This window comes from Paenibacillus sp. J31P190 (assembly GCF_059692075.1).
The window spans coordinates 100,006-112,099 of sequence record NZ_JCAUAS010000010.1 but is presented as its reverse complement, the minus strand read 5'-3'; the positions used below and the strand labels follow the sequence as shown (position 1 = coordinate 112,099).

Here is a 12,094-nt window from a genome sequence, read left to right as displayed (position 1 = left end):
GCTGTGTGCTACAGCTCTTCGAATTTATTTTCTAATTTATTTTCAATCGGTTGCAGGAGCTCATCATCGTTGTTGTCACGTACCGTTTTCTGGAGAACAAAGGAAGACATCGTCAGGAACAAGGCCGTAACAGCGTAATAACCTTTTACAGAAAGCAACTGCTCTAGGTTAATAATCCCAATAAACATACCCAGAAGCGCTAGAGCAAATGAGCTCCATGCCAAGAACGTGAAAGCCGCTGTATTGCGTTTGCGTGAACCGTAGCCATCCTCCAAATTATCACGAATAACCTTCTGTAAGACAAAAGCTGACATCGTGAGGAATAACGCGCAAACTGCGAAGTAACCTTTGACACTCAGTGATTCTTCCAATGTATAAATCCCGATGAACATCGCCAGAAACGCCCCAATGAAAGATGCCCATGCCATAAAAGTAAATGCTGTCGTATTCCGTCTCCGATGATCCATCATCTCAGAAAGCCCCCTGTGGTTGCTGCCGCAACGCTTTAGTGTTTTGCTCTTGTTCTTAGTATAGGAGAAACTTCCCATTCCAGATAGTACTATTTGCCAATAGTACCCAAATGCTCTTGCATACTAAAACACGGCTTGCATCGTCTTTATTGGGGTTGACCACCGCCATCCGGCGGTGCTACAACGGCGCCCAGGATTCTCGCACGTTGAGAAAGCGAGTGCTGCAAAGGTTGATGTTAACCATATTATGCCGCCCAAGGCCTATTTGTTTAAGTATTCGCTTGTTTCGTAGGGCAATGTTGTACACCGTACAACATTTTGCAGGTTAATTCAGGTTTTCTACGCTAATGTTGCAGAAAATACAGCAATTTCAGCAAAAAATGACTTTATAGCCTATAAAACGGATAAATTGTTGTACGAGATACAACATCTTTAACCTTTACAGAAGAAATCAAGGAAATTGTTGTACGTTGTGCAACTTGCCTCCAAATTTTCTATTTCCACTAAATAAACATTAAACAAATAACCACATAACCTAGATAAACCAGACCAGACAAGAACAAGACAAGACAATTAAACAAACCACCAGTGCCAAGAACGCATAGACACTTACTGAGTGTTTATGAACGTATCCACAATCACACTCAACCACAAACAACTCCAACCCATAGTCACTTACCAAATGATTACGCATTCTCTCCACAATCTCACTCAACTCAGCAAAATCCATAACTAAACATGCTAAATAGAGGTAAGCTTTCACCTCCCCTTTGATCCAACTATTTCAAAAATAACCCGTACGGGGTTGACCACCGCCATGCGGCGGTGCTATAACGCGCTCGTTGAGAAGGCATTAACTCGGCAACGAGTCTATCCGCTTTTGCGCAGCCAAAATTCAATCACAAATAGCTACTCCAAAGGCATGATGCTCCCAGAAGACAGCCTGAATTTGCTTGGTTTCCTCTTTGTCGCAAGCGACGAGGACAATAACTTCCGTTATTTTGTCTCGGGATGGGAGATCCGCTTTCTTCTTTTTTTTATGAACGATATCAATGATGAACCCAATGATGAACCCCACAGCTGCGCCGATAAGGCCCCAAAGAATGGCCCCTCCTTTTAAAATAAAGCCATAGGTAGAGCCAACCACCGTGAGAGCCGTTGCCAGAGCAGTCCCAGCATCAAATAAACTAACGCCATCGGAGCGATGGATCGTGTCGAACATCTTCGGTTTGTTAGGTTTCTCCTGTAAAGAAACAGCATAAATGTGTTCCTTTGGAATACCCGTCTCTTCTAGAGCAGTAATCGCCAGCTCCAAATAGATCGAATGTTCAAATGATGCTATTACATGCATGGTGTCACCCTCATTTTCGAAGCGAAGATTTAGGAAATGGAAATTGGGGATGCTGATAGTCCTTTTGCAGCATGCAAACCTGCTCATGATCAAACAGTTTGTTATATTCTACCGTACTCACATAAGCATCGTAGACGGAAAAACCGTAAAGAGACGGTAAAAATAAAAGCCAATGCATATTTACCACACTAGCTGACTGTCTTAAATCCCACATGAGTAAATAGTGAATTCCTTCAAGCAAATGAGAGAAATAGGAAAGCAAAATCCAGTTCACAAGTATAAAAAAAGCATTGATAATCCGATGGGAGTAAAGCTGTCCCATTCCCGGCATTAATAAGGACCACACCATCGCTAGCCATGGCGAGCGTTTATCTAGATAGTTAATTTCCATACCGCCCATTTTGAAACAATCCATCGGGGCATTTTCCCTCTTGGCCAAAATAAACTGATGATTCATATCCACGGAGGTTCGATAGCTGTCGTAGATCGCAAATAAATAAACAGGCGCATAAAGTGACATCCAGCGAATATTTAGCACCTCACCCACTCGCTCGAATTGACCCGTGAAGGTGTATACGATCGCTTCGTTCAAATGCATCTGGGTATTAATGAGCATCTCCCATCCAATGAGGATAAAGCCGCGAAAGTACTTGGATAACAGGATATGACCAAAACCCGGAAAGGCAGCTGCCCACCATAAAATAATGAGTGGATTGCGCAAATGTAATTGGGTAATCCCTAATAAGCCGACAGAAGCAATTTGACGGCGTGGCTTGGTTCTCATGTGCAGCATCCTTATGAATCAGTTTCCAATAATGCTATTATCTTCTTTCGATTGTAAGATATACATTTCGGATTTGACAATTGATTTTTAGTACCGTATAGTACTATTTATGAAAAAGCAAAAAAAATTAACCAACCGTGATCTCGTGATTCAAGTGGCAACAGATTTGTTCCTGACCAAAGGCTACTTAGCAACCAGCATGGACGAAATCGTTGCAGTGAGCAAAGTGTCCAAAACAAATATTTATTATTATTTCAAAAGCAAAGAAGACCTGTTGACCGCAATTCTCGAACAACTTATTCACACCTATAACGAGATGATCCAGGAGACCGTGTCACATTCGGAGTTAAGTGTGCAGGAGCGTTTCACTGCTCTCCTACAAGTGCTGACAGGACTTGAACGGACTTCCTTAGGCGGATGCCCGTTTCTTACGCTCTATACACAGATGCCGCTTGATGCAGATGTACTGCGAGAGAAAGTGAGCGTTTTTTTCCGGGACCAAATACTTACGGTGGAAGCCCTGCTCATCGAGGGTGTTCATAACAAGGAGTTTTCGTCCACTCTGCCGACAAAAGCCACGGCTCAATTGATCGTTTCGACGATTGAAGGCGGGCTGTTCCTGCAGCATGCAAACCAAGATCCAGCCATGTTGGATCAAACTCTTTCTACTTTAGCCTTGTTGCTAAAGTAATTTTTTTAACCACAACTAGTACTAATTAGTACTAAAATAACAATGAAGGGCAGGCAATTAAGATGACACATATTTTCATCACAGGAGGTACAGGGTTCATAGGAACACAAACATTAGAGCAGCTATCCCGTGAGGATCATACCATTTCGGTGCTCGTTCGTTCCAAAGCTCGATGGGAGCAGATCCGCAAGCAATTAGGCGGGCTTAGCGGTGATGGTCAGTGGGAAACTAGCATGGGAAATGAGCGAATTTCCCCGGTTATAGGAGATTTAAGCTTACCCGGCCTTGGATTAAGCGCGCCTGACATGGCATCCGTGCTAAAGGCAGATGTCATCATTCACGCAGGTGGACCGATGGATATTCGGATCGGGGAGGCCGAGGCCCGTGCGGTTTTCCTGCAAGCCGCCGAGGAATTGCTAAGTTTGACATCGCAAATTCAAAGGCGCAAAGGTCTGCAGCATTTCATCCATCTAGTCGGCTTCAAAAGTCCCTTTACAGCTGATAATATCCACAATCCAGCACCTATCATCGCTAGTTTAGAGAAAGAATCTCCTTACGAGCTCATGAAATTTCTAGCTGATTTGCGCATTCGCCAAGGAGCGAAGCAGCTAAACTTTCCTCTATCTGTCGTCCATCCAAGCGTTCTTATTGGCAGCTCAGAAAATGGGGATACCCCGCAAACAGGCGGGCTCGGTATTCTCGTACAGGCCACCGCGCGTAGGTTGATGGGTATCACACCCGGCGGTAATTCCCATTGGCTGCCTCTCTTTCATGTTGATCACGCAGCTGAGTTCATTAGCGCTCTGGCGAAGGAATCGAATCCCGTTAGCCAAACCTACTACTTACTGGATGAGAAGAAGCAAAGTTCCTCGATGACAGAGCTCGTGTCGGGCATAGCCAAGGAACTTCGTGTCAGTAAACCATGGGGAGCGATCTCCCCTAAATGGTTGTCAAAGATTCTGGGGAGTCCTCTTGGACGGAAAATCGGAATTCCTAAGGAATCCCTCGATTTCATCGTGGATGTAAATCAGACCTATCCCCTAACTGCCGCGCAAGACATGCAGAGAAAGTACGGATTGGGGCACGCGATTAACACCTCGATTATGCCCCATACCATCTCGGATCTCGACTTTCGTCTCGTTCATTCCCACCCTCTGGCAGAGAGATATATACGCCGTAAAAGAGGGCCTTTGGCCACACTGGAACGGGTGGGATCAGACAAGGGGAAGCCTCCGATCCTGTTCGTTCATGGCACTTTAAGCGGAGCTGACTGCTTGCTTCCGCTGGCCGAGCAATTCCCTGAGTCTTCCGTCTGCCTGGTCGATCTCCCAGGCTTCGGCCGTTCGCCCTATCACCACGGTACGGACGTGATAGAAGGGCATATCGAATCGCTTGTCCAGGCGATTCGGTCTTTCGAGACCCCGGTTACGCTCGTGGGGCACTCGCTGGGCGGACTGCTCGCCGCCCACGCCTACGCTCGCGTACCGGAACAGATCCACAGGCTGCATCTGCTGCAGCCTGCTCTGCACAGCGCTGCGCGGAGGTACCGCAGCGCGCGAATCAACGAAGCCGCGCTGCGGTACCTCCGCGCGGCAAGCTTACAGAAGCAGCTGCTGGCGCAGAGCTGCTTCACGGACATAAGTGACATACCGCCCGCGTATGTCACTTATGTCCTGGCCGAGCTGCAGTCGCCGCGTGTGCGGAAGACGACTGCGGAGACCCTCTCTGCGCTGACGCGCGCAGAGAGCTTTGCACAGCTGCAGCCCGGTGCGTGGCTGCATGAGGCGTCGATCCTGTGGGGAACCCAGGATCGGACGTACCGCCTGCCGGAGCGCTTTCGCTCCGCGCGCACGGTGGAGATAGCGGCTGCTCACCACTTCCCTATCTCGCATCCGGCGCTGACCGCTCAGCTCCTGAGGCAGCAAGGTCTATAGTTTTTACTGCTAGAACTCGATTCTCCTGCCGCAGCGGAGGCATGATGTCAATCGAGTTCTTTGCTTTTTTCCAGCAGACATTTTCCAATAGACATACACCCAACTCCTTCTCTTCGAATAAGGTAAAGGAAAAAGTAGGCTCGGATGTAACGCCTTTGCTTACGAAGAATGGGAGGAACCCCTATGCAAATCCACGTTGTCCAGAAGGGACAGACGTTATACCGCATTTCGCAAACGTATGGAGTGTCGGTAGATACGATCGCATCAGCCAATGAAATGACCCCCAGCCAATCCCTGGTCATCGGACAGGCATTGGTCATTCCGATTGTTGGCTCGTTCTACTGGGTACAGCCCGGTGAAGGGCTCTATCTGATTGCCCGTAAGCTCGGAATCGACCTGCAGACCCTTGCCTCTGTCAATGGACTAACCATGTATCAATCTTTACCTGTTGGCTTTCGCCTCTATATTCCGCCAACCCCGCGCAAACAGGCAGAAGTGAATGCCTATTTAGAGCCTCGCGGGACTGACGTATCGCCCGTTCTTATTCAATCCGCCAAGGAAGCCGCCCCTCATCTTACGTACTTAGCTCCATTCAGCTTCCGTATTAAACGGGACGGCACCCTCGAAGCTCCGCAGCTGGATGATCTTCGCGGAATTGCCTCACAGCATGGCGTCACCTTGATGATGGTTGTGACCAATCTTGAGAATGACCAATTCAGCGCTGAGCTCGGACATATTATCCTCACCGACGACACTGTTCAGAATCGTCTGCTTCAGACTATTAAAAGCACCGCCAAACAATATGGATTCCGCGATATCCATTTCGACATTGAGCATCTGTTCCCCGATGATCGTGATGCCTACAATCGCTTTCTTCGTAAAGCAGCGGCACAACTCCATCAAGAGGGCTACTTGATGTCTACGGCACTCGCGCCGAAAACAAGCGCCGCTCAAGCCGGCGCCTGGTACTCTGCGCATGATTACAGAGCGCATGGCCAGATCGTCGATTTCGTCGTCATCATGACGTACGAGTGGGGCTATAGCGGTGGCCCCCCTATGGCCGTCTCCCCCATCGGACCCGTGCGCAAAGTGCTGGAATACGCCATCAGCGAGATGCCCGCTTCCAAAGTCATGATGGGTCAAAATCTGTACGGCTACGACTGGACGTTGCCCTATGTTAAAGGCGGCGCCTTTGCTAAGGCTGTCTCTCCGCAAGCGGCTATTGATCTGGCCCGTAAGTATAATGCGCAGATCCTATACGATTACACGGCGCAAGCCCCGCATTTCAACTACTGGGACGATGCTGGCAAGGAACACACCGTCTGGTTCGAGGACGCGCGCTCGATTCAAGCGAAATTCCGCTTATTGAAAGAGCTTGGCTTACGCGGGATTAGTTACTGGAAGCTTGGTCTTAAATTTCCGCAAAACTGGCTGCTCCTTGAGGAAAATTTTAAAGTCGTGAAACGATCTTAGCATCGGATGGAAATGACGCACTTATGAAGAAAAACCGTCAGGAAAGATCCTCCTGACGGTCCTTTTTAGGTTTAACGCGCATCTACTTATATTCATATCCTTGTTGCGATACAATTTTATCCAAACAATTTGCCTTACTTATGGTATGGTTCCTCGCGATTTATCCGCATCATGCGGTTAACCTGCTCCACCAGCACCAACCGCATCAGCTGCTGTTCCTCAGCAGGGCACATGTTCTCCGCTGCCCTATTGTCCGGCACTTCTATCATCTGCACCTTGGCTACGGCCCAATGCGCCTCACATACTCCGCGATCCCGTTCACGAGTTTAGCGCTCCTTCAATCTCCCTACGGCTAATATCTGTAGATGCATAATCAACAAACTCCCCTCGTTTGTTCCATTGGATAAAATACAATCAAATCAGGCTCATTCAACCTATTTACTCGCTTTCATTGGAGTTAATCCAATAGAATGCTCTAAAACCAGCTTTTCTGAGCTATTTCCACATATTCCACTGTATAAATCCAATGGAACTAACCCCAACCGCCGATGTCATGAGACATCATTGGATATAATCCAATCAAATCTCTCAAGTTCAGATATTTCGACCTTACTCCCAACCCAAATAAATAAGATTAAAGAAAGGAGGATCCTTTGGCGGATCCTCCTTTTTCTAAAATTCGCCTGCCTTCGTAAAGAATACCAACTTGCTGCAACCTTTGTTCACAACCTCCCGTCTAAGCTTAAGTAATTTTTACCAATTACATAGGTTTAACTTATATTCATCTGTAATCCTTATGATCATCAAATGGGAAGGGCGTGGGGCACAAACTTGCTGGCAAGTAAGGAACTTGAAACTATGATTCGATGGATGTATTTGGGTATTTATTATGACAACTATTCATTTTAACCCTCTATATTCCGATAATAGTAGCGTTCCATAATTTTCAAATTTATAAATCGTAGAGGAACAACAATGGAGGGAACGAGAGAAATGAAGTCTAGACACAGTAAGTGGTTATCCTTGGTATTTATTTTTATTCTAGCTACTCAATCCTTAGTGACAGGAACCGCTTTTGCAGCTGATGAGATTTCTAAGCTCGTCCTGAATAAAAACGAACTTGCTTTGCAAGTCGGAGATACAGCCAATCTGACGGCAACCGCCATCTTCGTAAGCGGTTCTACCGAGAATGCAACCGTCAAAACCGATTGGAATTCCGGTTCGACCGATATTGCCTCCGTCTATGCGGGTGTGGTAACAGCCAAAAAAGAAGGCAAGGCCGTGATAACTGCCACGTATATGGGTAAGACCGTAATCGTTAACGTCGATGTTAGCAAAAAGGTAAAATCATTAACCAAAGATAAACAGTCTCTGGCTCTTCGCCTTAATGCGACTGATCAAGTTAAGATTACAGCCTTTTACGATGACGGCACGTCCGAAGATGTAACGAGCAAGGCTGATTACACCGTCGATACGAGCTCCATTGCGACCGTAACGAATGGTTTAGTGAAGGGACAGAATCCCGGCAGTGCATCGATTACGATTAAATATATGAATCAATCCCTGACATTGCCAGTCGATGTTGAAATTGTAAGACGTATTGACGCTGTGAAATCCAGTATATCCTTACTGCTTAATGGAACAGAACCAATCGTACTGAACGCTACCTATCCAGATGGTACAAACGCTGATGTATCCGCTAAAGCAGTATGGACCACTGATAAACCGAACGTTGCTGATGTCATTAATGGTTCCGTTAAAGGTTACGGTGTAGGTACAGCTAATTTAACTGCTACATACGGGACTAAATCGACAACGGTTAAAGTTGATGTGGACAGTACGTTGAAACTCACATTAGATCAACCAAATGTCTTAATGAAGAAAAATGCAATGAAAGATCTGAAATTAGAAGCTACCTACATCGACAGCGCTACACCCGTTAACTTTACAGACCGCGCTGAATGGGCTTCAAGTGATGAAGATATCGTCCAAGTTACCAAAGGTAAGCTGACTGCCATATCCATTGGTGAAGCGACGATTTATGCCAAATACGGTGATAAAGTAGTTACAGCTAACGTTGATGTTGAAGTTCCTCGCCGTTTAGTCGTTAGTACCGACCTGCTCTCTATGCAAGTAGGTCAAGTGCTTCCCGCCCTTACTCTGACGGCTACTTATGCCGATGGTACAAGCGACAATACCATCGCAGATAGCGCGACTTGGAGCGTGGATAACGACGCCGTTGCATTTGTCAGTAAAGGTTTAGTTAAAGCTTATAAATCCGGTGAAGCCACGGTAACCGCTAAATACGGCGGCAAAACAACGACAACCAAAGTGGAAGTCGATATCCCTACGAGCATCAAAGCAAGTAAAAAAGCTGTAAATCTACAAAAAGGCGGGTCCGACAAAGTCACGTTAACCGCTTATTTCAAAGATAACAGAGAATTGGATGCTACATCCCTGGCAGAATGGACGACCAGCTCCAAAGATATCGCCGAAGTACGGGGCGGTGAAATCACAGGGATTTCTACCGGCACTGCAACGATTACAGGGAAATACGGTACACGCACAACTAGTATTCAAGTATCGGTTGGCGTATTGAAAAGTTTGACGGTCAGTCAAGAGAAGCTAGTTATGAAAAAAGGCGATTCCGTTACTTTAACAGCAGAAGCTATATATACCGATGATACAAAAAATAGCAATGCAGCCTCAGATGTCATCTGGACAAGCAGTAATCCCAAAGCAGCCACTGTTGACGGAGGTAAAGTAAAAGCTGTAGCTTCAGGAGAAACGACCCTGACCGCGCAGCTGGATAGCAAGACAGTTACAATCTCGGTCACAGTCGATATGGCCAGCGATCTATCGGCGAATGTCGCTAATCTAGTTTTTGACTTGAATGAAACAAGATCTATCATACTGACGGCTACAGATGCTAGCGGCACAGCCCGCACTGTAACCAATGAGGCTGAGTGGAAATCAAGCAGCACCACCATCGCGTCAGTATCCAAAGGTGTTGTAACATCGGTTTCCCGAGGTAAAGCAACCATAACCGCAACTTATGGCGGTAAAAGTGTATCCATTCCGGTTGAAATCGGCGTGATTCAGACACTAGTCGCTGATAAATCTTTCATTGTCACCAAAAGCGGCGAGCAAGTACAAGTGAAATTAACCGCTACTTTAGCGGACGGCACTACCAAAGATGTCACGGAAACAGCAACATGGAAAGTCATGGCCTATAAACTAGGAACTGTCACGAATGGGCTTTTCACAGCTACTGGTTCAGGAAAAACAACGATCACCGGGTCCTTCGGCGGCAAAATGGTCGCTATTCCCGTGGAAATTGATTCACTGAAATATTTGAAAACAGATGTCGTCAAGATCGAGCTGCAAGAAGGCAAAACAGCTCAGATTGAGGCGTTGGCTACCTACACAGACGGGTCCGAAGAAGATGTAACCAAACCTGCACTATGGACATCGTCGAACATCATGATTGCTGATGTGAAGGATGGCATCATTCGAGCAACCGGCAAAGGGTCTGCTAGAATTACGGTCACGTATTCCAACATGAGAACGACCGTACAAGTAACAGTTACGAAGTAATACCAATGAAACCGTTGTTTCCCAAATTGGGGGACAGCGGTTTTTTCTCATTTTACAGAAAAAAGCATAAGTTCTTGCTCTTAGGGGAATATATCGATACCTACACTTACAGTACCAATTCAACAAGTCTTGGAGGTATGGATCATGGTTTCCAGATTTATGAAGCTGGGTATGATTTCTTTTTTGTCAATCTCGGCTCTCCTTGGGGCACATCACTATCGTATGCATTCCCCTAACCAGCAAATGATTTCGCAAGTAGATAGTTGGGAAGCCGCCAAACAAGGCTCACCGACGTTCTTTGACACGAATCCGTTCGGCATGCCTGGCGCGGATGCTAATTTGCGTAAAACGGGCAGTATGAACAGTCATGCGGCTGGATATGGGCTTACACCGCCTACGTCGATGAAGGCTTTAAAGGTCCATGCCCAAGCAGCAAACGAAGCGCAAGACAAAGCTTCTCCTTGGTGGAATTACCTAGGACTGCTTGGTTTAATCGGACTGCTCGGACTCGGCAAACGTTCCCGGACTTCTTAATGTGAAATGTGAAGGTTGGTTAAAGAGGCCTTGTTCCCGGTTTAGGGGAAGGCTTTTTTCTGTTTCGCAAAATCGCTCATAGACATTTGTTTATATTATAGACATTTGTTTTTTATTGCGTTAAACTAAAGGCAGTTATTCGTTTGAAAGGAGCTTTTCATGGATCGTGAACAGCAAATTTTAGCACTAATACGTCAAAATCCATTCATCTCCCAAATTGAAATAGCCAGTGCCATAGGCATTTCCCGATCTGCTGTTGCCGGCTATATCGCTGCGTTGACCAAGAAAGGTACGATCCGAGGCCGAGCCTATGTCACATCTGATGACCAAACCGTCATGTGTATCGGCGGCGCGAACCTCGACAGTAAAGCTGCCAGCAAGCAGGCCATTCGACTGGCCTCCTCGAATCCGGTAACGGTCACCGAGTCCTGCGGCGGTGTGGCTCGCAATATCGCGGATACACTAGCTGGTTTATCCTGCCGGACTGCCCTCGTAACCGTTGTCGGTGACGATAAGGCTGGTCAGTGGGTGCTTGATGAAACACGAAAGCGCGGTGTCGACGTCAGCCAAACGATTGTCCTTCAGGGCGAGAACACGGGGACTTACACGGCGCTGCTTGATGCCACGGGCGAAATGTTTTTGGCTTTTGCCAACATGGAAATTTACGATAAATGTACACCCCAGCTTTTGATGGACAAATGGTCCCATATTGCGGCTTCCCAGCTGGTCATTGCCGATACGAATTTGCCTGCGGATACGCTCCAAGAATTAATTAAGCGCTGTAAAGAAGAAGGCATCACGCTATTCATCGACCCTGTCTCTTCCGAAAAAGCGAAAAAGCTCCCGCAGGAGCTTCATGGTATTACAGCGATCTTCCCTAACCTGGAAGAAGCTCGTCTGCTTGCTGGTTCCTCGGTAGAAACCGATCAAGATTCCGCCAAGCTGGCTAGAGCTATTCAGGCACGGGGTGTGAAACACGTATTCATTACACTCGGCAGCGCGGGTGTCATGTATGCTGGCGAGGAAGGCGAGCAGCTTTTCCCTCCTATTCCTACCCATGTCGTGGAAGTAACCGGCGCAGGCGATGCTCTCGTCGCTGGTATCGCTTATGGTGTGATGCATCAACATACCTATATGGACGCATGCTCCTATGGGCTCGCTGCGGCACATATTACGCTTCAAACCAATCAATCTGTAGCTAGTGAGCTAACCGAAGAACGACTGCTACAAACTATACAATCGATAACTAAAGGAGACTGA

The 12,094-nt window shown here is 46.9% G+C and carries 9 protein-coding genes and 1 pseudogene; 6 read left to right on the top strand and 4 right to left on the bottom strand.

The window, feature by feature from the left end; translation table 11 throughout:
• Positions 1-8 precede the first annotated feature (8 nt).
• The 4 genes and pseudogenes from AC58U0_RS18945 to AC58U0_RS18930 form a co-directional block, all read right to left on the bottom strand.
• On the bottom strand, positions 9-224 hold the full coding sequence (locus AC58U0_RS18945) for a YiaA/YiaB family inner membrane protein (protein ID WP_497380647.1): 216 nt from the start codon (positions 222-224) through the stop codon (positions 9-11).
• Positions 225-266: 42 nt separating this feature from the next.
• Positions 267-467, bottom strand: a pseudogene (locus AC58U0_RS18940) (YiaA/YiaB family inner membrane protein); the annotation flags it as partial.
• A gap of 898 nt (positions 468-1,365) precedes the next feature.
• Entirely contained in the window at positions 1,366-1,821 is a 456-nt protein-coding gene (locus AC58U0_RS18935; RefSeq protein ID WP_497380523.1) for a hypothetical protein, read from the bottom strand.
• 10 nt (positions 1,822-1,831) lie between these two features.
• A complete protein-coding gene (locus AC58U0_RS18930; RefSeq protein ID WP_497380522.1) occupies positions 1,832-2,605 on the bottom strand; it encodes a hypothetical protein in 774 nt (257 codons plus the stop codon).
• 109 nt (positions 2,606-2,714) lie between these two features.
• Between AC58U0_RS18930 and AC58U0_RS18925 the strand changes: the two genes are divergently transcribed.
• From AC58U0_RS18925 to AC58U0_RS18900, 6 genes are all read left to right on the top strand, one after another.
• A complete protein-coding gene (locus AC58U0_RS18925) occupies positions 2,715-3,296 on the top strand; it encodes a TetR/AcrR family transcriptional regulator (RefSeq protein WP_497380520.1) in 582 nt (193 codons plus the stop codon).
• 62 nt (positions 3,297-3,358) lie between these two features.
• A complete protein-coding gene (locus AC58U0_RS18920) occupies positions 3,359-5,230 on the top strand; it encodes an alpha/beta fold hydrolase (protein ID WP_497380519.1) in 1,872 nt (623 codons plus the stop codon).
• Between the two features lie 183 nt (positions 5,231-5,413).
• On the top strand, positions 5,414-6,703 hold the full coding sequence (locus tag AC58U0_RS18915) for a glycosyl hydrolase family 18 protein (protein WP_497380518.1): 1,290 nt from the start codon (positions 5,414-5,416) through the stop codon (positions 6,701-6,703).
• 993 nt (positions 6,704-7,696) lie between these two features.
• The gene (locus AC58U0_RS18910; protein WP_497380517.1) at positions 7,697-10,300 is read left to right on the top strand and encodes an Ig-like domain-containing protein; all 2,604 of its coding nucleotides are present in this window, start codon (positions 7,697-7,699) and stop codon (positions 10,298-10,300) included.
• Positions 10,301-10,444: 144 nt separating this feature from the next.
• Complete coding sequence (locus AC58U0_RS18905; protein WP_497380516.1) at positions 10,445-10,834, top strand: hypothetical protein; 390 nt, start codon at positions 10,445-10,447, stop codon at positions 10,832-10,834.
• Between the two features lie 159 nt (positions 10,835-10,993).
• A complete protein-coding gene (locus AC58U0_RS18900) occupies positions 10,994-12,094 on the top strand; it encodes a carbohydrate kinase (protein WP_497380515.1) in 1,101 nt (366 codons plus the stop codon).

Excerpts from the sequence above, each read along its gene's own strand:
- AC58U0_RS18935 (WP_497380523.1), bottom strand. The coding sequence starts at position 1,821 with ATGCATGTAATAGCATCATTTGAACATTCGATCTATTTGGAGCTGGCG.
- AC58U0_RS18930 (WP_497380522.1), bottom strand. The coding sequence starts at position 2,605 with ATGAGAACCAAGCCACGCCGTCAAATTGCTTCTGTCGGCTTATTAGGG.
- AC58U0_RS18925 (WP_497380520.1), top strand. The coding sequence starts at position 2,715 with ATGAAAAAGCAAAAAAAATTAACCAACCGTGATCTCGTGATTCAAGTG.
- AC58U0_RS18920 (WP_497380519.1), top strand. The coding sequence starts at position 3,359 with ATGACACATATTTTCATCACAGGAGGTACAGGGTTCATAGGAACACAA.
- AC58U0_RS18915 (WP_497380518.1), top strand. The coding sequence starts at position 5,414 with ATGCAAATCCACGTTGTCCAGAAGGGACAGACGTTATACCGCATTTCG.
- AC58U0_RS18910 (WP_497380517.1), top strand. The coding sequence starts at position 7,697 with ATGAAGTCTAGACACAGTAAGTGGTTATCCTTGGTATTTATTTTTATT.
- AC58U0_RS18905 (WP_497380516.1), top strand. The coding sequence starts at position 10,445 with ATGGTTTCCAGATTTATGAAGCTGGGTATGATTTCTTTTTTGTCAATC.
- AC58U0_RS18900 (WP_497380515.1), top strand. The coding sequence starts at position 10,994 with ATGGATCGTGAACAGCAAATTTTAGCACTAATACGTCAAAATCCATTC.